Below are 20,433 nucleotides of genomic sequence, written 5' to 3' on the forward strand. Positions count from 1 at the left end.
GGCGTGGCCCCGGCGCCGCACAGAGCGGCGCGCTTTACTGCGCCAGCCGCGCGCGCGCCTCGTGCAGCGTGTGCAGCGTGATCTTGCGCACCTCGGCCTTGCTCTGCTCGATGTGCGTCTTCAGCAGCAGCTGGGCCTGGTCTGGCTTGCGCTGGATCACGGCGCGAAGAATCTTCGCGTGTTCGGTGTAGGTGGCCTCGATGCGGTCGGGCCGTGTGAAGTCGAGCCGCCGGATGATGCGGATCCGTTCGGTCACGTCCCAGTGCACCCGCGCCATCTCGTCGTTGCCGGCCGCGCGCACCAGCGTGGCGTGGAACTGCTCGTCGTTCGCACCGACCTGTCGCGCGTCGGTCAGCCGCTCGGCCACCGGCACGAGCCAGATGTCTTTCAGCGCGTCGAGCTCGGGCGGGTCTTCGGTTCGGGCGCACAGGCGCAGCGCACTGGCCAGCTCGAGCACGATGCGCAGGTCGTAGAGCTGCTCGAGCTTGCCGAAGTCGATCGGCTTGACGAACCAGCCGAGCTTGGGCTCGACATCGAGAAAACCTTCGTTGCGCAGCCTGAACAGCGCCTCGCGCACCGGCGTGCGGCTTACTCCGAGCCGGTTGCCGAGTTCGGCCTCGGAGAAGCGGTCGCCGGCCACCAGCTGAAAGTCGTGGATCTGCGCCTTGAGCGTGGCGTACACCTGCTCCGCGAGGTTGGCGCGGGCAGCAGGCAGCGGGGTCGTCACGGCGGCAGTCATGGCGACGATCTTAGCGAGCCGGCTTTCGCAGCATCACAAGTCGATCAGGCTCACGTGCGCCGCGACCACGCGCCAGCCCTGCGGCAAACGCACCCAGGTCTGGCTCTGCCGGCCATGGCGGCGGCTGCCGTCGCGGTGGAATTCGGTCATTGCGGTGGCGAAGTCGCGGCCATAGGTCGTGATCACGGTGTTCGACAGGCGCCGTGCCAGCCCGGCCGCCGGCCGCGCGAGGCGAAAAGCGCGAATCGCTTCGATGCCGACCAGGTTCTCGGCGGCCCCGTAGCGCACCGTCAGCGCCGAGTCCCAGAACAGTTCGTCGAGCACCTCGACCTTGTTGTTGACGAGCGCGTCTTCGTAGCGTGTGAAGACGGCCGTCACTTCGGCCAGCACGTCGGGCAGATTGATCTGTGTGTTCATGTGAGCTGGGCCACCGGCGACGAGGCGACGCCGAGGCTTTGCAGATGATGCGCCACGCGCAGCACCCGGTCTTCGCGCCACGGCGCGGCGATCACCTGCACGCCGATCGGCAATGCCGGGTGGCAGCCCCACACCGGCACCGCGCACACCGGCAGCCCGATGCATGAGATCGGCTGCGTGAGCAGTCCCATGCTCGGCCGCGCCGGCAGGCGCTGGCCGTTGATCTCGATCCACTCGGTGCCGAGCGTCGTGGCCGCGCACGGTGTGGCTGGTGCGAGCAGCACGTCGACGTCCTGGAACAATTCGGCCGCGCGCAGCGCGAACCAGCGCCGCACGCGCTGGGCCTGCTGCACCCACACGGCAGGCAGCAGGGCGCCGGCGAGAAAACGGTCGCGCGACAGCGGCTCGAAATCAGTCGCACGCGTGCGCAGGTCGGGCAGGTGCAGCGCCGCGCCTTCGGCGTTGCTGATGATGAACGCGGCAGCGCGTGCGCGCGCCACCTCGGGCAGTTCGACGCTGCGTGTCACGCCCAGCGCCTGCGAGACCCGCGCGACGGCGGCGCGCGCCTCGGCACCGGCGTGGTCGACGAAATAACCGCCGAGCGTGGCGATGCGCAGGCCGCCAACGCCCAGGCCGAGCGCTTCGCCCGTCGGCTCGGCCGGTCGCGCCACGCAGGCCGGGTCATGTGCATCGAAACCCTGCATCAGGTCGTAGACGAGCGCCAGGTCGCTGGCGCTGCGCGCGAAAGGCCCCAGGTGGTCGAGGCTCGCGACGAACGGGTAGCTGCCGTTGCGCGGCAGCCGGCCATAGGTCGGCTTCAGGCCGAAGGTGCCGCACAGCGATGACGGCACGCGGATCGAACCGTTGGTGTCTGAGCCGAGCGTGAACGGCACCTGCCCGGCGGCCACCGCCGCGGCCGACCCGCCCGACGAACCGCCGGCCGTGCGCGCCAGGTCGTGCGGGTTGTGCGTGGCGCCTTCGTGCGTGTTCTCGGTCGTGAAGCCGTAGGCGTATTCGTCCATGTTCAGCGCACCCACGAGCACCGCGCCGGCGGCCTGCAGGCGCGCCACCAGCGGGCCGTCGCGCGTGGCCGCGGGCTGGCCGCGTTCGATCTTCGAACCGGCGAGCGTGGTGAGGCCGGTCACGTCGAACAGGTTCTTCACCGCGAAAGGCACACCCAGCAGAGGCAGCGCCTTCACGGTGGTGTCGCCCACGGCGAGCCGGGCGTCGAGTGCCGAAGCGGCCTGCAGGGCGCGCTGCGCGGTCACGTCGGTGAAGGCGTTGACCCGTTTGTCGGTGTCGCAGATGCGCGCCAGGCTCGCGTGCACCAGCGTGCTGGCGCTGATGGCGCCGCTGCGCACCGCCGCGGCCATGTCGGCGGCACTGCCTGCGAGCAACTCATTCGCGTTCATCAGGCCTGCCCGCCGGGCGGTGAAACCGGCACGAAGGCTTCGGCCGGGTCGTCGGTGATCGCCAAGGGATGCGCTGCCAGCAGATCGGCCATGCCGGCGGCGAGCGCGAAGTAATGCAAGACCCCGGGCCGGTGCTCGGCACTCAGCGGCAGGTTCAACGCGGCCGAAGCGGCGTCCACATAGGCTTCGATCTGCGCGGGAGTCATCGACGGGCGGGCCTTTCTGGAAAGTCAGCGCCGCACCTCGCGTTGGAAGATTTCCAGGCTCAGCTTCTTGGCCGCCACGAAGCTGGGTTCAGACAGCGTGGCCACGGTGCGCGGGCGCGCGTCGTTGTATTGCAAGATTTCGGCCACCTTGGTCGGGCGCTTGGTCAGCAGCAGCACCTGGTCGGCGAGGTAGACCGCTTCTTCGAGGTCGTGCGACACCAGCAGCATGGTCGTGCCGGTCTGCATGAACACCTCTTGCAGCTTCTCGCGGATGAAGAGCGTCATCTCGAAGTCGAGCGCCGAGAACGGTTCGTCGAGGAACAGCACTTCGGGGCCGGGCGCGAGCGCGCGCATGATCGACGCCGTCTGCTGCTGCCCGCCCGAGAGTTCGTAGGGGTAGCGCCGCAGGTCGAACTTCACGTCGAACGAGGCCACCAGCTCGGCCATGCGGCGGTCGACCTCGGCCTTGCTGCGGCCTTCGAGCACCAGCGGGTAGGCGATGTTGTCGATGGTGCGCATCCACGGGAACATCGCTTCGCGGTAGTTCTGGAACACGTAGCCGATCTTGGTGTCTTTCAGACTCTTGCCGTCGAACAGGATCTGGCCCGAGTCGATGGGGATGAGGCCGGCGATCATGTTGATCAGCGTCGACTTGCCGCAGCCGTTCGGCCCGAACACCGACACGATTCGGTGCTTGGGGATGTCGAGGTCGAAGTTCTCGTACAGCGGCCAGCCGGCGAAATACTTCGTCAGGCCACGGATCGTGATGTGGGTGCCGGCCGGGCCGGGCTCGAAGGGGCGTTCGGGCACGTCCGCCACCACGGCAGCGTTCAGGACTTCGCTCATGCTTATCTCCCGCTCCAGTGCACGATCTTGCGTTCCAGGATCAGGAACAGCACGTTCAATGCATAGCCCAGCGCGCCCGCCGCCAGGATCGCCGCGTACATGCTCTTCACGTTGAGCACCTGCTGCGCGTCGATGATGCGGTGGCCCAGGCCGTTGTCTGAGCCGATGAACATCTCGGCCACGATCACGATCACGAGCGCCATCGACACCGCCGAGCGCAGGCCCACGAAGGTGGGTTGCAGGCTTTCCCAGATCAGCACGTCCTTGAAGATCTGCCAGCGCGACGCGCCCATCACCTTGGCCGCCATCACGCGCTGCTTGCGCGCGTTGATCACGCCGTAAGCGCTGTTGAACAGCACGATCAGCAAGGCGCCGAAAGCCGCGATCGCCACCTTGTTGATGTCCGAGACCCCGAAGATCAGCAGGAACAGCGGGATCAACGCCGACGACGGCGTGGAGCGGAAGAAGTCGATCAGGAACTCGACGCTGCGGTAGGCCTTTTCGTTGCTGCCGAGCAGCACGCCGAGCGGCACGCCGACCACGGCCGCGATCAGGAAGGCTTCGAGCGTGCGGATCACGGTGACGATGAAGTCCATCAGCAGCGGCCCGCCCGCCAGGCCGGTGACCAGCGCATAGAGCGTGGCCGACGGCGTGGGCAGCAGGATCACCTTGATCAGGCCGGCGCGCACGACCAGGTCCCAGATGATGAACAAGGCGACCGGGCCCACGAAGGGCAGCAGCTTGCCCCAGCTGAACTTGCTCGGCGGGGCATTGGAGCCGTCGGTCGAGCCGCTCCAGGGCTTGGCGGTTGCGGCCAGGGCGGTCTGCGAGGCGTCGCGCATGGCTCAAGCCTTGTAGAGCAGCGGTTCCACGACCACCTTCTTCTCGAAGATGCCCTTGTCGGAGAACAGGTCGTAGAACTTCTGGAAGTACGCCACGTCGCTCGCCTTGAACTCGTTGTAGAGCATGTAGGACGCGAGCGGCACTTCGTTGGCGAGTGCGCCTTCGATCGCGGTGTAGCCCTTCATGAACTGGCGCGCTTCGTCGGGTTTGGTGCGCACCAGCTCGATGCCCTTCGCATACGCCGCGATGAACTTCTTCGTCTCGGCCGGGTACTTCTTGATGAACTCGCTCGTGAGGCTGGCCGAGCCACCGTGCCAGGGCGCCATCGGGTCGCCGAGGATGTAGTGCGCCACCACGCCGGCTTCGAGCACCCGGGTCGTGCCGTTCAGCCGCCCGATGGTGCCGGTGGGCTCCAGCGTGTAGGCCGCGTCGATCTGCCCGGCGGCGAGTGCCGCCACGTGCTGGCCGATCGGCAGTTCGGTCACGCTCATCACGCCGGCACCGGCTTTTTCGAGCATGGTCTTGGCGAGGGTCACGTTCTGGATGCCGGGGCCTGAAGCGACACGTTTGCCCTTCAGCTCGGCCATCGTCTTGATGGGGCTGTCCTTGGGCACGAGGAACTCTTCGAGCACGTGCTTCGCGTTGCTCGGGTTGGTGGCGAAGATCTTGAACAGGCCGGGCTGCGCGATCTCGCCGATCGCCAGATTGGCCGAGCCGGTGCCATTCGAGCTGCCGTCGGAGCGGCCCGACAGCATCGCTTCCATCACCTGCTGCGCGCCGGCGAACTTGAGGGCTTCGACCTCGAGGCCGGCTTCCTTGAAGTAGCCCTTCTCGATCGCCGCGAAGAACGGCAGGCCGGCCGCCACGGGCCAGTAACCGATGCGGATCTTCGGGCCGGCCTGTGCACGCACCCAGCGCGGCGCACCGATGCCGACCAGCGCCGCACCGGAAGCGGCCGCGGTGATCAGGCGCCGGCGGCGCGGGTCGACGGTGGCAAGAAAGGGGAGCTGGCTCATGTGAATCTCCAGAAGTGACGGTGAAGAATCAGGAAACGCGCAGGCCGCTCACGGCGCTGCCGTCGCGCCGCCCGCCTGCATGAAGGCGCGCCAGCCACCGAAGGCCGTGACATCGCGCGCTTCGGCCAGCGCGTGCGCTTCGCAGATGAAACCGTGGACCCAGCGGCCGCCGATCAGCTCCAGGCTGCCCAGGCCGAGCGGCGGTGGGATCAACGCAAGGAACGAGCCGACCTGGTCGAGCGGCACGTCCCACACCTCGACGGCGATCGACGCACCGGCTTCGGAGCCGCTGGCGCGCAGCAGGCCGGGCTTGGGCGGCGTGGTGTTCGGCAGCGCGAACAGCCGGTAGTGCGGTGCGGTGAGCGTGGCCTCACGCAAGGTGGCGCCACGTTCGGTGAGCTGGCCGTTCAGTGGCAGGCCGCTCAGGTGCGCACCGACCACAGCGATCGGCAGCGTCGGCGCGCTGGCCGGCCAGGCGGCGCCGCCGGAGGCCGCGAACGGCCGCCCGGTTGCACCCATCGGCAGCTGCAGGCTCATCTCCCACGACTGGCCGAAATGCGCCAGCGCCGTGTCGGCCGAGCCCGGCGCGATGAAGGTCACGCCGAACGGCAGGCCTGCTTCGGTGAAGCCGGCCGGCAGCGCGAGCGCGCACCAGCCCAGCAGGTTGACGAAGTTGGTGTAGGTGCCGAGCAAGGCGTTCGCGCCCAGCGGGTCGGCGTCGATTTCGGCGTGCGTCGGGTGCGCCGGTGCGGTCGGCACCATCAGCACGTCGACCTGCTGCCAGAGCGAGGCCGTTCTGCGCTGCGCTTCGCGCAGGGCGTACTGGCCGCGGAAAGCGTCGGTGGCGCTGTAGTTCGCGGCCGCCTCGATCACGCGCAGCACGGTGGGGTCGATGACCTCGGGGCTCTTTTCCATCAGCGCCTGCACCACGGCGTGGCGCTCGGCGACCCACGGCCCGCCGTAGAGCAGGCGCGCCACCGCGAGCAGCGGCGAGAAGTCGAGCGGCACCACGCTGTGGCCGAGCGATTGCACCTGTGCGACGGCCTGCGCGTAGGACGCTTCGTAGCCGATGTCACCGGCGAACACCGGGTCGATCGGGACGCCGACGCGCAGCACCGCTTTGGGCTGCGCCGCACCGGTGCGGAACGCGCTGTAGGCGTCGGCCGGGTCGGGCCCTTCCATCGCGGCCAGCACTTCGGCGGCGTCGGCCACGGTGAGCGCGAGCACCGACACGCAGTCGAGGCTGCGGCAGGCCGGCACCACGCCGGCGCAGCTCACGCGGCCCGGTGTCGGCTTCAGGCCGACGATGTTGTTGAAGCCTGCCGGCACGCGGCCCGAGCCGGCGGTGTCGGTGCCGAGCGCGAACGGCACGTCGCCGCGCGAGACCACGACCGCCGAGCCCGAGCTCGAGCCGCCGCTGATGCGTTCCGGGTCGAAGCTGCTGCTGGGGCGGCCGTAAGGCGAGCGTGCGCCGACCAGGCCGGTGGCGAACTGGTCGAGGTTGGTCTTGCCCATGCAGACCGCGCCGGCATCGAGCAGGCGGGCCACCGCGGTGGCGTCGGCCGTGACCGGGCGGTCGAAGCCGGGGCAGGCGGCGGTGGTGGGCAGGCCCAGCACGTCGATGTTGTCTTTGACGGCGAAGGGCACGCCGAAGAGCGGCATGGCCTTCAGCGCCGTGGCGCGATCGGGGTGCAGCGCGGCCCGGGCTTCGATGGCCCGCACGCCGGCTTCGAGTGCGGCGGCACCGGTGAGCGTGATCCAGGCCTCGCGCGGGCCTTGTTCGAGCAGGCGCTGGCGCAGGCTCTGCAGCAGCGCCAGCGCAGAAGCGCCTTCGGCGTAGGCCTGGCGCCATTCGGGCAGTGTGAGCGGGGCGTTCGAGGCCATGCGACTTGTTGGTGCTCTTGTTGGTATACAAGCGAGTGCACAGCAGGAATCGTGCCTGTGGCCAGCTGCTCGGGTGGGGCCGGGCGAATCGCCCCGGGCTTGATCTGGGGCAAGCCGCGCCTGGCCGCGCCGCCACACACTGGCTCATCCACGGCAAGCGAAAGGCGCGCGATGAAGATCCTCGTTGCAGCAGACGGCAGTTCTTACACCAAGCGCATGCTGGCCTACCTGGCGGCGCACGACGAGTGGCTCGGGGCGCAGCACGAGTACACCGTGTTCTGTGGCGTGCTCGCCGTGCCGAACGGCGCCGCGGCCTTCGTCGACAGGGAGACGGTGAAGAATTACTACGACAGCGAAGCCGAAGCCGTGTTCAAGCCGATCCGCAGCTTCTTCAAGAAGCAGGGCATCGAGGCGAGCTTCGTCAGCAAGGTCGGCCACCCCGCCGCCATGATCGCCAAGCTGGCCGACAGCGGCAAGTTCGACTTGCTGATGATGGGTTCGCACGGCCACGGCCTGCTCGGCAACCTGGTGCTCGGCTCGGTCGCCACCAAGGTGCTGGCGAACTGCAAGACGCCGGTGCTGCTGGTGCGCTGAGACGCTGGCGCGCAGAGCGCCGCGCGGCTCACGCGTTCACCGTCGACCCCTGTTCCGGCACCCGCACCGGCCAGCCGAGTTCGTCGGCAATGCGCAGCCGCAGCGTGTCGCTGGCGGCCGGTTCACCGTGCACCACGAAGGTCTGGCGCGGTGGCTGCCTGAAACCGCGCAGCCAGTCGAGCAGCCCGTTCGCATCGGCGTGGCCCGAAAAGCCTTCGAGGTGGCTGACCTGCGCTTTCACGGCCACGTAGTCGCCGAAGATCTTGACCTCGCGCGCGCCTTCGACGAGCTTGGCGCCGCGTGTGCCCGCGACCTGAAAGCCGGGGAAAACGATGTGGTTGCGCGGGTGCGGCGCCAGCGCCTTGAGGTGGTGCAACACGCGCCCGCCGGTGGCCATGCCACTGGCCGAAATGATGATGGCGGGGTAAGGCGACCGGCTCAGCGCTTCCGATTCCTGCGGGGAGCCGATCACGGTCACGCCTTCGCCCAGCAACGCGGCTTCACGCGGTGGCAGGCGCAGCAGCCGGCGGTGCTGGTGGTACAGCGCCGTCGCGCGCGTGGCCATCGGGCTGTCGAGGAACACCGGCAGCTCGGCCGGAATGCTGCCCTCCGCCTTCAGGCGCTGGATGCACAGCATCAGCGCCTGCGCGCGGCCGACCGCGAACGAGGGCAGCAGCACCGAGCCACCGCGCCGCACGGTGGCGCGCACGATCGCGCCGAGCTCCTGCTGCACGTCGTCGGCCGGGTGCAACCGGTTGCCGTAGGTCGACTCGACCAGCAACACGTCGGCCTGGGCGATGAGTTCGGGCGCCGGCATCAGCAGGTCGTCGCTGCGGCCCAGGTCACCCGAGAACACAAGGGTTTCGTCAGCCGCGGCGAGCGTGACCGCGCTGGCGCCGAGCAGATGCCCCGCCGGCGTGAGCGACACCCGCAGCGCGCCGACCCGCGCCAGGCGCCCGGCCGGGATCGGCACGAAACGCGCCAGTGCGCGCTCGGCATCTTTGGTGGTGTACAGCGGCAGGGCCGGCGAATGGCGAGAGAACCCGCGGCGGTTGGCGCGGCGCGCGTCTTCTTCCTGAAGGTGGGCGCTGTCGAGCAGCAGCACCTCTGCCAGGTCGCGCGTGGCGGGCGAGCAGTGGACCGGCCCTTTGAAACCTTCGCGCACCAGCACCGGCAGCCAGCCGCTGTGGTCGAGGTGCGCGTGGCTCAGCACCACGGCGTCGATGTCGGCCGCCGCCACCGGGAAGGGCTGCCAGTTGCGCTCGCGAAGGGTCTTGAAGCCCTGGAACAGCCCGCAGTCGAGCAGCACGCGCCGGCCGGCCATCTCGACCAGATGGCGCGAGCCGGTCACGGTGTCGGCCGCGCCGAAGAAGCTGATGTTCATCGTGGCGGGCGCAGGCCCTGTGCCGCGGTCAGCGCTTGCAGGTGCTCAGGCCGAACGGCAGGTAGGCGGGGCAGAAGCGGAACACGCCAGTCGCCAGAGGCACCACGCCGAGCCAGCCCCAGACGCCGATCCAACCCATGGCCGCGGCGACCATCAAGGCCAGCCCGAAGGCGATGCGCGCAGCGCGGTCCACGGTGCCTACGTTTGCCGTCATGTCTTGCTCCTGTTGTTTCTTGAGAACTCAGGATGCGCCCGACCGCGCCTCGGCGCTTTGCGCTGGGTCAAGCTGGTGGCAGGGCCGGCGCCACGGCCACGGTGCGCAGCACCGCGTCGACGAGAAAGCTTTCCCAGTGCGCGAGCGCGGCCGGCGTCTCCAGTTCTTCGCCCAGGAACGCCGACAACGTGAACCGGTTCGAGAGGTAGAAGTAGGCCAGCGCGGCGATCATCAGGTAGACGTCGCGCGCCGAAATGTCGCTGCGGAACAGCTTCTGGCGGGCGCCACGCGCGAGCACGTCGCCCAGCACGCTGACCGCCTGCGACGAGTACTCGCTCGCCCGCAGCGACTTCGAGATGTGCTTGCCGCGGTGCAGGTTCTCGGTGTTGAGCAAGGTGATGAACTCGGGGTTCTTCTGGTAGTAGCCCCACATGAAACGGATCACCGCCTGCAGCGCCTGCACCGGCCCGGCCTCACCGAGCACGAGTTTCGACTCGGCTTCGTTGAAGCGCCGGTACATCTCTTCGAGCACGGCGATGAACAGGCCTTCCTTGCTGCCGAAGTAGTAATAGATCATGCGGTCGTACGACTTGGCCGCCTTCGAGATCTGCTCGATGCGCCCGCCCGCGTAGCCGTGCTTGGCAAAGACCTTGGTCGCCGCGCGCAGGATGCTGTCGCGCGTGGCCTGGGCGGCCAGCGCGCGGACACCCGGCTTGCGCACTGGCGCGGCGGTCATGCGTGCCAGCTCACTGTTCCGCGAACGCGCGTTCGATGACGAAGTCGCCGGGCTTGGAGGTGTTGCCTTCCTTGAAGCCCTTGCCTTCGAGCATGTGCTTGATGTCGCGCAGCATGCCGGGGCTGCCGCAGATCATCACCCGGTCCTCGGCCGGGTCGATCGGCGGCACGCCCAGGTCGGTGAAGAGCTTGCCCGATTCCATCAGCGTGGTCACGCGGCCCATGTTCTTGTAGGCCTCGCGCGTCACGGTGGGGTAGTAGCGCAGCTTGCTGCTCACCATCTCGCCCAGGAACTCGTGCGCCGGCAAGTGTTTGGTGACGAGGTCGTGGTAGGCCAGTTCGTCCTTGTTGCGCACGCCGTGCACCAGGATCACCTGCTCGAAACGCTCGTAGGTGTCGGGGTCGCGGATGATGCTCATGAACGGCGCCATGCCGGTGCCGGTGGAAAGCATGTACAGGCGCTTGCCGGGGTTCAGGTAGTCGATCAGCAGCGTGCCGGTGGGCTTCTTGCCGACGATGATGGTGTCGCCCACCTTCAGGTGCTGCAGCTTCGAGGTGAGCGGGCCGTCGGGCACCTTGATGCTCAGGAACTCGAGGTGCTCTTCGTAGTTGGCGCTGACGATGCTGTAGGCGCGCAGCAGCGGCTTGCCGTTGATGCGCAGGCCGATCATCGTGAAGTGGCCGTTCGAGAACCGCAGCGCCGGGTCGCGCGTGGTCGTGAACGTGAACAGCTTGTCGGTCCAGTGGTGCACGCTCAGCACGCGCTCTTCGTTGAATGCACTCATGGTGATCTGGGCGAATGGGTGGGCGGGGATGGGGGCTTCCCGGTGTTGCGCTGGCCGCATCGGCCATGTAGCATTCACAACACCGTCGTTCAGTAAATACTACATGAAACTCCGCTGCCCGGGGATGATGCAGGTCAAGGGGCCGAATCCTAACCGGAGCGTGCTGGCATGACCGAACACACCAAGACCGACGGCCTGCCCGAACTGATGCCCCTGCCCGACGCCTCGCCGCAGGTGCTCGACAAATCGCGCCCGCGCAGCGAGCGCATGGCCAGCGACAAGATCGAGTGCAACGCCTGCCCGGTGCTGTGCCAGATCTCGCCCGGGCGCACCGGGGCCTGCGACCGGTATGCCAATGCCGAAGGTGTGCTGATCCGCGTCGACCCGGTCGTGCTGCTGCGGCGCACCGTCGAGGCGGGCGACGCGGCGCTGGTGCCTTTTGTGGCGCGCAGCGCCGATGCCGAGAGCGCAGCCACCGCGAACCCGCTTGCCGCGCAGGACGAGATCTTCGTCACCGGCATCGGCTCCAGCACCACCTACCCAGACTACAAACCCGCGCCCTTCATCGTCGCCTCGCAGCTCGAGGGCGTGGACATGGTCACCGTCGTCACCGAAGGCATCTTCAGCTACTGCAGCCTCAAGGTGAAGATCGACACCGACCGCTGGCTCGGCCCCGAGCAGGCCAACGTGCGCTGCAAGGGCGAGGTCGTCGGCCACGTCACGACGGCGGAATACGGCTCGCAGATGCTCTCGCTCGGCGGTGTGCACCACCTCACCGGCGGCAGCAAGAAAGAAGGGCGCGTCACCTGCGACATGATGCTGGCGCTCGGCAACAAGCAAGCGGTCGACCTCTCGATCGACGGTGGTGCGCAGGTCGTGATCCAGGCAGGCCGCGCGCCCATCGTCAACGGCGTGGAAGAACAGCGCATGCGGGTCGGCTGCGGCTCGGCGACCGTCGGCATCTTCGCCAAGCAGTTTTTCGGCCAAGCCGATGAAGTCGTCGTCGTCGACGACCACATCACCGGCGTGCTCACGCTGCACCAGGCCGGGCGTTGCCTCGACATGCGGCCCTCGGGCATCAAGATTCGCGGCCGCAAATCCACGCCCGGGCGTTACTTTCAGGTCGCCAACCCGGGCACCGGCTGGGGCGGCACCGACATCGCCGACCCGCTGTCGATCATCGAAGGCTGGGACGACACCGTCGCCTGGCCGGGTCTGCGGCTGCTGATGGTCTCGACCACCGGCGAGCACTCGAGCTGGTACGTGCTCGACGAAGCGCTCGTGCCGCAGCCGGCACCGATGCCGGCGGCGATCCGCCACGTGGTCGAGCGCATCGGCGAGAACTGCGAACCCTCGCTCACCACGGTGCTGTTTCTCGGCGGTGCCGGTGGCAGCCTGCGCGCCGGCGTGACCGACAACCCGGTGCATCTCACGCGCCGCATCAAGCAGGCCGTGGTCAACGTGACCTGCGGCGGCGCACCGGCCTACGTGTGGCCAGGCGGCGGCATCACGGTGATGGTCGACGTGATGCGCATGCCCGACCAGAGCTTCGGCACCGTGCCCACGCCGGCGATCGTGGCGCCGATCGAATTCAGCATGCGGCGCGACGAATACGAAGCCCTCGGCGGCCACACCGAGTACGTGCGTTCGCTCGCCGACGTGCTGCGCAGCGGCGCGTGGCACAACGACGGTGCGCCGACCGCGCGGCGTTTCGAAACGCTGCCTTCGGGCAACGCGTGGCCGCTGGGGCAGCCGCCCCTGCTGGGTTGACATGCAAGCACAACGAGCCTTGCTCGACGCTGGCCGCTGGCACTTCCAGCACGGCCCGATCGACATCGTGATCGGCGCCGAAGGTGATGCCGCCGCGGTGGCCGCCGCGCACGCAGCGGCCTGGGCACGCTTCGAGACCGTGTTGCCCGAGCTCGTGGCCGAGTTGCGCACGCTGCGCCTGCCTGTGCGCGGGCCGTGCGCTTTGCAAGGTGTGATCGCGCGTCGCATGTGGCATGCGTGCCGGCCGTACCACTCGCAGTTCATCACGCCGATGGCGGCGGTGGCGGGGTCGGTCGCGCAGGAATTGATCGGCTGCTATGCACGCGAAGGGGTGTCGCGCGCCTGGGTCAACAACGGCGGCGACATCGCGCTGCACCTGGCGCCCGGCGCGGCGGTGAAGGTGGGCTTGTTCGCCGACCTGGCGCGCTTCGACCCTGCACAAGCCACGCTGCCGACCGACGGCCACTTCGAGGTGCGTGCCGCGATGCCGGTGCGTGGCATCGCCACCAGCGGCTGGCGCGGGCGCAGCTTTTCGCTCGGCATCGCCGACAGCGTGACCGTGCTCGCGCGCACCGCCGCGATGGCCGATGCCGCCGCCACCGTGATCGCGAACGCGGTCAATGTGAACGACGCGAGCATCCAGCGCCGCCCGGCGAACCAGCTCAAGGACGACTCCGACCTCGGCGACATCGCGGTCACGGTCGACGTGCCGCCACTCGAAGAAGCGCAGGTGGCTCGCGCACTGCAGGCCGGCGAGCGCCGCGCCCGCGACCTGCAGCGTGAAGGCCTGATTCACTCTGCGGTGCTGGTATGCCAACATCGCATGCTTCGCGTTGAAGCACCCGGCCCGGCCAACGTGGCTGCCGAACTTGGTTCAGTATTTGCTTAACGAAAACATGATCGAAATCCGCCGCGTCTTCACGCATGTCGAAGACATCCACCACGAGTTCGGCCCGGCCGCCGCCGTGCCCTTGCGCCGCGGTGCGATCGGCGCGGTGCTGACGAACCCGTTCGCCGGCCGCTACGTCGAAGACATCGTGCCGATGATGGACGCGCTGCAGCCGGTCGGCATCGACATGGCGCAGCGCCTGCGCGCCGCGATGGACCTGCCCGTCGAGCGCATCGAGTGCTACGGCAAGGGCGCCATCGTCGGCGCCAACGGCGAGCTCGAACACGGCGCGCTCTGGCACGTGCCCGGCGGCTACGCGATGCGCGAACTGCTGGGCTGGAAGGGTGACCGCGTCGCGTATGCGCAAGGCAAGGCGCCGGCCGCCGGTGCCGCGGGCGCGCAAACCGGCAACGCGCTGGCCATCGTGCCATCCACCAAGAAGGTCGGCGGCCCGGGCGCCACGCTCGACGTGCCCATGACCCACATCAACGCCGCCTACGTGCGCAGCCATTTCGACGCGATCGAAGTGCGTGTGCCCGGTGCGCCGCTGCCCGACGAGATCGTGTTCTTTCTCGTGATGAGCACCGGCGCGCGAGTGCATGCGCGGGTCGGCGGGCTGAAGGCACAAGACATCGCGCAGTGGAACGGCCTGCGCTGAAACGAAGGAATCACGAACATGCTCGCGAAGATCAGAAAACTCGTCGTTCAGGTGGACGAAACCCGCATCGAGATGGGCAAGGCGATCGACCCGCCGACACGCCGTGCGCTCGCGATGGCCGTGATCGACAACCCGTTCGCCGGCCGGTATGAAGAAAACCTCGACGCGCTGATCAACATCGGCGAAGAGCTCGGCGGCCTGCTCGGCGACAAATGCGTGCAGGCGCTCGGCATCGCGCCGAACGAAGCACAGAGCTACGGCAAGGCCGCCATCGTCGGAGAAGCCGGCGAACTCGAACACGCCGCCGCGATCCTGCACCCCAAGCTCGGCGCGCCCTTGCGCAAGGCGGTCGAGAAGGGCGCGGCCCTCGTGCCTTCGGCCAAGAAGCGTGGTGGCCTGGGCGCCGCCATCGACGTGCCGCTCGGGCACAAAGACGCCGCATTCGTGCGCAGCCACTTCGACGCGATGGAAGCGCGCGTGGCCGACGCGCCGCGTGCCAATGAGATCGTGGTCTGCGTCGTCGTCACCGACAGCGGCCGGCCACTGCCGCGCATCGGTGGCTTGCGGATGAGCGAAATCAAGGGTGAAGACGGCTTGCGCTGATCGGCACTCATTCCACAATCCTTTTTCATCCTGAACCCCAAGGAGCACCTGATGACACAACGCAGACAGATCGCACTGGCCGCCGCCAGCCTCGTGGTGGGCCTCTCGGTGCTGCCGCTCGGCGCACTCGCGCAGGGCACGATCAAGATCGGTGAAGTCAACAGCTACAAGGCGCAGCCCGCCTTCCTCGAGCCCTACAAGAAGGGCATGGAACTCGCCGTCGAAGAGATCAACGCCGCCGGCGGCGTGAACGGCAAGAAGTTGGAGCTGATCACGCGCGACGACAACGCGAGCCCCGGCGACGCGGTGCGCGCCGCCGAAGAATTGCTCTCGCGCGAGAAGATCGATGTGCTGGCCGGCGCCTTCCTGTCGAACACCGGCCTCGCGCTGACCGACTTTGCCAAGCAGAAGAAGTTCTTCTACCTCGCCGGCGAGCCGCTCACCGACAAGATCATCTGGGGCAGTGGCAACAAGTACACCTTCCGCCTGCGCCCCGGCACCTACATGCAGGCCGCGATGCTCGTGCCCGAAGCCGCCAAGCTGAAGAAAAAGCGCTGGGCGATCGTGTACCCCAACTACGAATACGGACAGTCGGCCGTGGCCGCGTTCAAGGAACTGCTCAAGGCCGCGCAGCCCGACGTGGAATTCGTCGCCGAGCAGGCGCCGCCGCTCGGCAAGCTCGACGCCGGCAGCGTGGTGCAGGCGCTTTCCGACGCCAAGCCCGACGCGATCTTCAACGTGCTGTTCGGCGCCGACCTGACCAAGTTCGTTCGCGAAGGCACGACCCGCGGCCTGTTCCAGGGCAAGGAAGTGGTCAGCGTCTTGACCGGCGAACCCGAGTACCTCGACCCGCTGAAAGAAGACACCCCGAGCGGCTGGATCGTCACCGGCTACCCCTGGTACGGCATCCAGACGCCCGAGCACAAGGCCTTCTTCCTGGCCTACCACGCCAAGTACAAGGACTACCCGCGCCTGGGCTCGGTCGTCGGCTACACCATGATCAAGTCGATCGCCGCCGGCGCCAAGAAGGCCAAGAGCACCGAGACCGACAAGCTCGTCGCCGCCTTCGAAGGCCTGCAGATGGACTCGCCGTTCGGCAAGTTCACGTACCGCGCCGAAGACCACCAGTCGACCATGGGCGCCTACGTGGGCAAGACCAAGAACGAAGGCGGCAAGGGCGTGATGGTCGACTACAAGTACCTCGACGGCGCGAAGTTCCTGCCGAGCAACGAAAAGGTCAAGACGCTGCGCGCACCCAACTGATTCGGTTTCCCGAGCCCCGCCTGCGCGCATGAACTTCTCCGGCTTCGTCGTCCAGCTCCTCAACGGCCTGGCCGGCGCTTCCTCGCTGTTCCTGGTCGGTGCCGGGTTGTCGCTGATCTTCGGCGTGACCCGCATCGTCAATTTCGCGCACGGCTCGTTCTACATGCTGGGCATCTACATCGCCTACATGCTGGCCGACAAGCTCGGGGGCGGCCTGTGGTTCTGGCCGGCGCTGCTGCTGGCCTCGCTCGCCGTCGGCGTGGTCGGTGCCGTGGTCGAGATCGTGTTGCTCAGGCGTGTGTATCGCGCGCCCGAGCTGTTCCAGCTGCTCGCCACCTTCGCGCTGATGCTGGTCATCAAGGACGCCGCGCTCTGGATGTGGGGCGCCGAAGACCTGCTCGGCCCGCGCGCGCCGGGCTTGTCGGGCGCGGTCGACATCCTCGGACGGCGTTTCCCCACCTACGATTTGTTCCTCATCGTCGTCGGCCCGCTCGTGCTCGGCCTGCTGTGGCTGCTGCTCACGCGCACGCGCTGGGGCACGCTGGTGCGCGCCGCCACGCAAGACCGCGAGATGGTCGGTGCGCTGGGCGTGAACCAGGCCTGGTTGTTCACGGCGGTGTTCGCGCTCGGCACCATGCTCGCCGGGCTCGGCGGCGCCCTGCAGCTGCCGCGCGAGCCGGCCAACCTCGGGCTCGATTTGCTGACGATCGGCGACGCCTTCGTCGTCGTCGTCGTCGGTGGCATGGGCTCGATACCGGGTGCGTATGTCGCGGCCTTGTTGATCGCCGAGATCAAGGCGATCTGCATCGGCATCGGCAACGTCGATCTGGGTGGCTTCAGCTTTTCTTTCTCGAAGCTCACGCTGGTCGTCGAATTCCTCGTGATGGCGGTCGTGCTCGTCGTGCGGCCCTGGGGCCTGCTCGGCAAGCCGCAAGCCGTGAGCCGCAACTCGGCACCGGCCGAAGCGCCGCTGCGCCAGGCCGACAAGGCCTTGAAGATCGCCGGCGCCTTGCTCCTGATCGCACTGGTCGCGTGGCCGGTGGCCACGGCCGGCTCGCCCTACCTCACCGTGCTCGCGATCGACCTGCTCACCGCTGCGCTGTTCGCCGCGAGCCTGCACTTCATCATGGGCCCGGCCGGCATGCATTCTTTCGGCCACGCCGCCTACTTCGGGCTCGGGGCCTACGGCGCCGCACTGCTTGTGCGTTCGCTCGGCCTGCCCATGGAGGTGGCGCTCGCGCTCTCGCCGTTCGTGGCCGCGCTCGGCGCGCTGGTGTTCGGCTGGTTCTGCGTGCGCCTGTCGGGTGTGTACCTCGCGATGCTCACGCTCGCGTTCTCGCAGATCGTCTGGTCGGTCGTGTTCCAGTGGGACGACTTCACCGGCGGCAGCAACGGTCTCACCGGCGTGTGGCCGGCCGAGTGGCTGGCCGACAAGCAGACCTACTACTACCTCACGCTCGCGCTGGTGGTCGGCGGCGTGTTACTGATCCGGCGTGCGCTGTTCGCGCCCTTCGGCTACGCCATGCGTGCGGGGCGCGATTCACCGCTGCGCGCCGATGCGATCGGCATCGACGTGAAGCGCATCCAGTGGGTCGCCTTCGTGATCGCCGCGGTGTTCGCGGGGCTGGCCGGTGCGCTGTACGCGTATTCGAAGGGCAGCATCTCGCCCGACGCGGTCTACGTGGGGCGCTCCGTCGACGGCCTGGTGATGGTCCTGCTCGGCGGCCTGCAAACGCTGGCCGGGCCGATCGTCGGCGCCGTCACCTTCACCTGGCTGCAAGACGCGGTGGCGCGCAACACCGACTACTGGAAAGCGCTGCTGGGCGGCATCATCCTGCTGATCGTGCTGGTGTTCCCGCAGGGCATCGCCGGTTTCGTGGGTGGCCTGTTCGAGCGGCGGCGCGAGGCGAAGGCATGAGCCTGCTGAAAGTCACGGATCTCGGCAAGTCCTTCGGCGGCAACCGCGCCGTCGATGGCGTGAGCTTCAGCGTGGCCGCCGGTGAACTGCTCGCGCTGATCGGCCCCAACGGCGCCGGCAAGACGACCACCTTCAACATGGTCAATGGCCAGTTGCGCGCCGACACCGGCTCGGTGGTGCTCGACGGTGTCGAGCTCATCGGCCGCAAGCCGCGCGACATCTGGCACCAGGGCGTGGGCCGCACCTTCCAGATCGCCGAAACCTTTGCCTCGCTCACGGTGGTCGAGAACGTGCAGATGGCCCTGATCTCGGCCGACGCGAAGCTCTACCAACTCTGGAAGCGTGCCGCCCACCACAAGCGCGACGAGGCGCTCACGCTGCTCGACCAGGTCGGCATGAAAGCGCAGGCCGAGCGGCCGTGCAGCGTGTTGGCCTACGGCGACGTGAAGCGCGTGGAACTCGCCATCGCGATGGCCAACGCCCCGAAGCTGCTGCTGATGGACGAGCCCACCGCCGGCATGGCGCCCAAAGAGCGCAACGAGCTGATGGCATTGACCAAGCGCCTCGTGGTCGAGCGCGGCATGGCGGTGCTGTTCACCGAACACAGCATGGACGTGGTGTTCGCGTATGCCGACCGCCTGATCGTGCTGGCGCGCGGGCGCTTGATCGCCGAAGGCAAGCCGGCCGAAATTCGCGACCACCCGAAAGTGCAGGAGGTGTATTTCGGCACGGGCAAGACCTTCGAGAAAGCCACCGCATGACAACGCTCCTCGAAGCGAAAGGGCTGAACGCCTGGTACGGCGCCGCCCACATCCTGTTCGACGTCGACCTGCAGGTGAACCGCGGTGAAGTGGTCGCGCTGATGGGCCGCAACGGCGCCGGCAAGTCCACCACGCTGAAGGCGCTGATGGGCCTGCTCGCCAAGCGCAAGGGCACGATCGGCTTTCTCGGCAAAGACGTGTCGAAAGCCGAACCGCACGACGTGGCCCGCCTCGGCCTGGGCTACGTGCCCGAAGACCGGCGCGTGTTCGCCGACCTCACGGTGATGGAAAACCTCGAGGTCGGCAAACAACCCGCGCGCACCTGGCCCGACGGCAGCGCCGCGCCGGTGTGGACGCCCGAGCGGCTGTTCAAGCTCTTCCCCAACCTCGGCGAAATGCCCGACCGCCCCGGCGGCCGCATGAGCGGTGGCGAGCAGCAGATGCTGACCGTGGCACGCACGCTGATGGGCAACCCCTTCGTCGTGTTGCTCGACGAGCCGAGCGAAGGCGTGGCGCCAGTCATCGTCGAGCAGATGGCGCAGATGATCCTCGAGCTCAAGGCGCAGGGCGTGAGCATCTTGCTGTCGGAGCAGAACATGCATTTCGCGGAGCTGGTGTCAGACAGGGCGTACGTGCTCGAAAAAGGCCAGATCCGTTACCAGGCTTCGATGGCTGAACTGTCGGCCAATGAAGAAGTGCGCCGCGCCTACCTGAGCGTGTAGGCCACCCGGCGCGCCGCCCCGCCCCAGCTTCGCCACCCACCCCGAGGAGTCCACCCATGAGCACCCGCAGAACTCTGTTGAAAGCCCTGGCTGCCACCGGCCTTTCCGCCGCCACCGGCCACAGCTTCGCCGCTGCGAAGATCACGCCCGACGGCAAGAGCGCACTGATCGTCGTCGACGTGCAGAACTGCTTCGTCACCGGCGGCACGCTGCCGGTGAAAGACGGCGAGGCGGTGGTGCCGGTCATCAACAAACTCTCGGCCGCGTTCCAGAACATCGTCGTCACGCAAGACTGGCACACGCCCGGCCACGCTTCGTTCGCGAGCACCTACCCGGGCAAGAAGCCGTTCGAGACCACCAAGCTGAGCTACGGCACGCAGGTGCTGTGGCCCGACCACTGCGTGCAGGGCACCGAAGACGCGTCGCTGCACAAGGACCTGAAGCTGCCCACGGCGCAGATCATCATCCGCAAGGGCTTTCACAAGGAGATGGACAGCTACTCGGCGATCGAGGAAGCCGACCACAAGACGGCGACGGGTCTCGCCGGTTACCTGAAGGCGCGTGGCATCAAGACCGTGTACGTGACCGGGCTGGCCACCGACTTCTGCGTCGCCTGGACGGCGATGGACGCGCGCAAGGCCGGCTTCAACGTCTACGTGATCGAAGACGCCACGCGCGGCATCGACCTCAACGGCTCGCTCGCCGCGGCCTGGAAGCAGATGACCGCCAAGGGCGTGAAGCGCATCCAGTCGAGCGACATCGCCTGACGCAACC

The 20,433-nt window shown here is 68.0% G+C and carries 22 protein-coding genes; 10 read left to right on the forward strand and 12 right to left on the reverse strand.

Annotated features, from left to right (window positions below; all coding sequences use genetic code 11):
• Positions 1–34 precede the first annotated feature (34 nt).
• From AC30PD_RS19220 to atzF, 8 genes are read right to left on the reverse strand one after another with little or no spacing between them, the layout of a single operon-like run.
• Positions 35–739, reverse strand: coding sequence for a GntR family transcriptional regulator (locus AC30PD_RS19220; protein WP_489537289.1), 705 nt, complete (start codon positions 737–739; stop codon positions 35–37).
• A 33-nt stretch (positions 740–772) separates the two neighbouring features.
• A complete protein-coding gene (gene hpxZ, locus AC30PD_RS19225) occupies positions 773–1,156 on the reverse strand; it encodes an oxalurate catabolism protein HpxZ (protein ID WP_489537290.1) in 384 nt (127 codons plus the stop codon).
• A complete protein-coding gene (locus tag AC30PD_RS19230; RefSeq protein ID WP_489537291.1) occupies positions 1,153–2,568 on the reverse strand; it encodes an AtzE family amidohydrolase in 1,416 nt (471 codons plus the stop codon). Before AC30PD_RS19230 ends, hpxZ begins: the two co-directional genes overlap by 4 nt.
• Positions 2,568–2,774: a DUF4089 domain-containing protein gene (locus AC30PD_RS19235; protein ID WP_489537292.1), complete on the reverse strand. Its 207-nt coding sequence runs from the start codon at positions 2,772–2,774 to the stop codon at positions 2,568–2,570. Before AC30PD_RS19235 ends, AC30PD_RS19230 begins: the two co-directional genes overlap by 1 nt.
• A gap of 24 nt (positions 2,775–2,798) precedes the next feature.
• Positions 2,799–3,620, reverse strand: coding sequence for an ABC transporter ATP-binding protein (locus AC30PD_RS19240; RefSeq protein ID WP_489537293.1), 822 nt, complete (start codon positions 3,618–3,620; stop codon positions 2,799–2,801).
• Between the two features lie 2 nt (positions 3,621–3,622).
• Complete coding sequence (locus tag AC30PD_RS19245) at positions 3,623–4,462, reverse strand: ABC transporter permease (RefSeq protein ID WP_489537294.1); 840 nt, start codon at positions 4,460–4,462, stop codon at positions 3,623–3,625.
• A gap of 3 nt (positions 4,463–4,465) precedes the next feature.
• Entirely contained in the window at positions 4,466–5,479 is a 1,014-nt protein-coding gene (locus AC30PD_RS19250) for an ABC transporter substrate-binding protein (protein WP_489537295.1), read from the reverse strand.
• A gap of 48 nt (positions 5,480–5,527) precedes the next feature.
• Entirely contained in the window at positions 5,528–7,363 is a 1,836-nt protein-coding gene (gene atzF / locus AC30PD_RS19255; protein ID WP_489537296.1) for an allophanate hydrolase, read from the reverse strand.
• A gap of 171 nt (positions 7,364–7,534) precedes the next feature.
• On the opposite strand from atzF, the gene AC30PD_RS19260 reads away from it, so the two are divergent.
• Positions 7,535–7,957 carry a universal stress protein gene (locus tag AC30PD_RS19260; protein ID WP_489537297.1) on the forward strand — a complete coding sequence of 141 codons (423 nt, stop codon included), beginning with the start codon at positions 7,535–7,537 and terminating at the stop codon, positions 7,955–7,957.
• 28 nt (positions 7,958–7,985) lie between these two features.
• Here the strand turns inward: AC30PD_RS19260 and AC30PD_RS19265 are convergent, their stop codons facing one another.
• The 4 genes from AC30PD_RS19265 to AC30PD_RS19280 form a co-directional block, all read right to left on the reverse strand.
• Positions 7,986–9,341 (reverse strand): MBL fold metallo-hydrolase RNA specificity domain-containing protein, encoded by a 1,356-nt coding sequence (locus tag AC30PD_RS19265; protein WP_489537298.1) that lies wholly within the window; start codon positions 9,339–9,341, stop codon positions 7,986–7,988.
• A gap of 28 nt (positions 9,342–9,369) precedes the next feature.
• The gene (locus tag AC30PD_RS19270) at positions 9,370–9,555 is read right to left on the reverse strand and encodes a YgaP family membrane protein (RefSeq protein ID WP_489537299.1); all 186 of its coding nucleotides are present in this window, start codon (positions 9,553–9,555) and stop codon (positions 9,370–9,372) included.
• A gap of 67 nt (positions 9,556–9,622) precedes the next feature.
• Complete coding sequence (locus AC30PD_RS19275; RefSeq protein WP_489537300.1) at positions 9,623–10,291, reverse strand: TetR family transcriptional regulator; 669 nt, start codon at positions 10,289–10,291, stop codon at positions 9,623–9,625.
• A gap of 10 nt (positions 10,292–10,301) precedes the next feature.
• The gene (locus tag AC30PD_RS19280; RefSeq protein ID WP_489537301.1) at positions 10,302–11,075 is read right to left on the reverse strand and encodes a ferredoxin--NADP reductase; all 774 of its coding nucleotides are present in this window, start codon (positions 11,073–11,075) and stop codon (positions 10,302–10,304) included.
• Between the two features lie 168 nt (positions 11,076–11,243).
• Between AC30PD_RS19280 and AC30PD_RS19285 the strand changes: the two genes are divergently transcribed.
• From AC30PD_RS19285 to pncA, 9 genes are read left to right on the forward strand one after another with little or no spacing between them, the layout of a single operon-like run.
• Positions 11,244–12,845: a 6-hydroxynicotinate reductase gene (locus tag AC30PD_RS19285; RefSeq protein ID WP_489537302.1), complete on the forward strand. Its 1,602-nt coding sequence runs from the start codon at positions 11,244–11,246 to the stop codon at positions 12,843–12,845.
• 1 nt (position 12,846) lies between these two features.
• Positions 12,847–13,734, forward strand: coding sequence for a UPF0280 family protein (locus AC30PD_RS19290; protein WP_489537303.1), 888 nt, complete (start codon positions 12,847–12,849; stop codon positions 13,732–13,734).
• 7 nt (positions 13,735–13,741) lie between these two features.
• Positions 13,742–14,392, forward strand: a complete 651-nt coding sequence (locus AC30PD_RS19295; RefSeq protein ID WP_489537304.1) for an amino acid synthesis family protein — start codon at positions 13,742–13,744, stop codon at positions 14,390–14,392.
• A gap of 18 nt (positions 14,393–14,410) precedes the next feature.
• Positions 14,411–14,995 carry an amino acid synthesis family protein gene (locus tag AC30PD_RS19300; protein WP_489537305.1) on the forward strand — a complete coding sequence of 195 codons (585 nt, stop codon included), beginning with the start codon at positions 14,411–14,413 and terminating at the stop codon, positions 14,993–14,995.
• 51 nt (positions 14,996–15,046) lie between these two features.
• Entirely contained in the window at positions 15,047–16,258 is a 1,212-nt protein-coding gene (locus AC30PD_RS19305; protein WP_489537306.1) for an ABC transporter substrate-binding protein, read from the forward strand.
• Positions 16,259–16,286: 28 nt separating this feature from the next.
• Positions 16,287–18,176, forward strand: coding sequence for an ABC transporter permease (locus AC30PD_RS19310; protein ID WP_489537307.1), 1,890 nt, complete (start codon positions 16,287–16,289; stop codon positions 18,174–18,176).
• On the forward strand, positions 18,173–18,937 hold the full coding sequence (locus tag AC30PD_RS19315; protein WP_489537308.1) for an ABC transporter ATP-binding protein: 765 nt from the start codon (positions 18,173–18,175) through the stop codon (positions 18,935–18,937). Before AC30PD_RS19310 ends, AC30PD_RS19315 begins: the two co-directional genes overlap by 4 nt.
• Positions 18,934–19,659, forward strand: coding sequence for an ABC transporter ATP-binding protein (locus tag AC30PD_RS19320; protein WP_489537309.1), 726 nt, complete (start codon positions 18,934–18,936; stop codon positions 19,657–19,659). The genes AC30PD_RS19315 and AC30PD_RS19320 overlap by 4 nt, the downstream gene beginning before the upstream one ends.
• A gap of 56 nt (positions 19,660–19,715) precedes the next feature.
• On the forward strand, positions 19,716–20,426 hold the full coding sequence (gene pncA / locus AC30PD_RS19325) for a bifunctional nicotinamidase/pyrazinamidase (protein WP_489537310.1): 711 nt from the start codon (positions 19,716–19,718) through the stop codon (positions 20,424–20,426).
• The last annotated feature ends 7 nt before the right edge of the window (positions 20,427–20,433 follow it).

Origin of the sequence: Rhizobacter sp. (genome assembly GCF_032229685.1) — a bacterium.
Classification (GTDB): Bacteria; Pseudomonadota; Gammaproteobacteria; order Burkholderiales; family Burkholderiaceae_C; genus LMDS01.

What these genes read in the sequence shown, in the direction of transcription:
- AC30PD_RS19280 (WP_489537301.1), bottom strand. Translation starts at nt 11,075, where the DNA reads ATGAGTGCATTCAACGAAGAGCGCGTGCTGAGCGTGCACCACTGGACC.
- AC30PD_RS19300 (WP_489537305.1), top strand. Translation starts at nt 14,411, where the DNA reads ATGCTCGCGAAGATCAGAAAACTCGTCGTTCAGGTGGACGAAACCCGC.
- AC30PD_RS19275 (WP_489537300.1), bottom strand. Translation starts at nt 10,291, where the DNA reads ATGACCGCCGCGCCAGTGCGCAAGCCGGGTGTCCGCGCGCTGGCCGCC.
- AC30PD_RS19310 (WP_489537307.1), top strand. Translation starts at nt 16,287, where the DNA reads ATGAACTTCTCCGGCTTCGTCGTCCAGCTCCTCAACGGCCTGGCCGGC.
- hpxZ (WP_489537290.1), bottom strand. Translation starts at nt 1,156, where the DNA reads ATGAACACACAGATCAATCTGCCCGACGTGCTGGCCGAAGTGACGGCC.
- AC30PD_RS19285 (WP_489537302.1), top strand. Translation starts at nt 11,244, where the DNA reads ATGACCGAACACACCAAGACCGACGGCCTGCCCGAACTGATGCCCCTG.
- AC30PD_RS19250 (WP_489537295.1), bottom strand. Translation starts at nt 5,479, where the DNA reads ATGAGCCAGCTCCCCTTTCTTGCCACCGTCGACCCGCGCCGCCGGCGC.
- pncA (WP_489537310.1), top strand. Translation starts at nt 19,716, where the DNA reads ATGAGCACCCGCAGAACTCTGTTGAAAGCCCTGGCTGCCACCGGCCTT.
- AC30PD_RS19270 (WP_489537299.1), bottom strand. Translation starts at nt 9,555, where the DNA reads ATGACGGCAAACGTAGGCACCGTGGACCGCGCTGCGCGCATCGCCTTC.
- AC30PD_RS19305 (WP_489537306.1), top strand. Translation starts at nt 15,047, where the DNA reads ATGACACAACGCAGACAGATCGCACTGGCCGCCGCCAGCCTCGTGGTG.
- AC30PD_RS19240 (WP_489537293.1), bottom strand. Translation starts at nt 3,620, where the DNA reads ATGAGCGAAGTCCTGAACGCTGCCGTGGTGGCGGACGTGCCCGAACGC.
- AC30PD_RS19230 (WP_489537291.1), bottom strand. Translation starts at nt 2,568, where the DNA reads ATGAACGCGAATGAGTTGCTCGCAGGCAGTGCCGCCGACATGGCCGCG.
- atzF (WP_489537296.1), bottom strand. Translation starts at nt 7,363, where the DNA reads ATGGCCTCGAACGCCCCGCTCACACTGCCCGAATGGCGCCAGGCCTAC.
- AC30PD_RS19265 (WP_489537298.1), bottom strand. Translation starts at nt 9,341, where the DNA reads ATGAACATCAGCTTCTTCGGCGCGGCCGACACCGTGACCGGCTCGCGC.
- AC30PD_RS19320 (WP_489537309.1), top strand. Translation starts at nt 18,934, where the DNA reads ATGACAACGCTCCTCGAAGCGAAAGGGCTGAACGCCTGGTACGGCGCC.
- AC30PD_RS19295 (WP_489537304.1), top strand. Translation starts at nt 13,742, where the DNA reads ATGATCGAAATCCGCCGCGTCTTCACGCATGTCGAAGACATCCACCAC.
- AC30PD_RS19235 (WP_489537292.1), bottom strand. Translation starts at nt 2,774, where the DNA reads ATGACTCCCGCGCAGATCGAAGCCTATGTGGACGCCGCTTCGGCCGCG.
- AC30PD_RS19245 (WP_489537294.1), bottom strand. Translation starts at nt 4,462, where the DNA reads ATGCGCGACGCCTCGCAGACCGCCCTGGCCGCAACCGCCAAGCCCTGG.
- AC30PD_RS19315 (WP_489537308.1), top strand. Translation starts at nt 18,173, where the DNA reads ATGAGCCTGCTGAAAGTCACGGATCTCGGCAAGTCCTTCGGCGGCAAC.
- AC30PD_RS19220 (WP_489537289.1), bottom strand. Translation starts at nt 739, where the DNA reads ATGACTGCCGCCGTGACGACCCCGCTGCCTGCTGCCCGCGCCAACCTC.
- AC30PD_RS19260 (WP_489537297.1), top strand. Translation starts at nt 7,535, where the DNA reads ATGAAGATCCTCGTTGCAGCAGACGGCAGTTCTTACACCAAGCGCATG.
- AC30PD_RS19290 (WP_489537303.1), top strand. Translation starts at nt 12,847, where the DNA reads ATGCAAGCACAACGAGCCTTGCTCGACGCTGGCCGCTGGCACTTCCAG.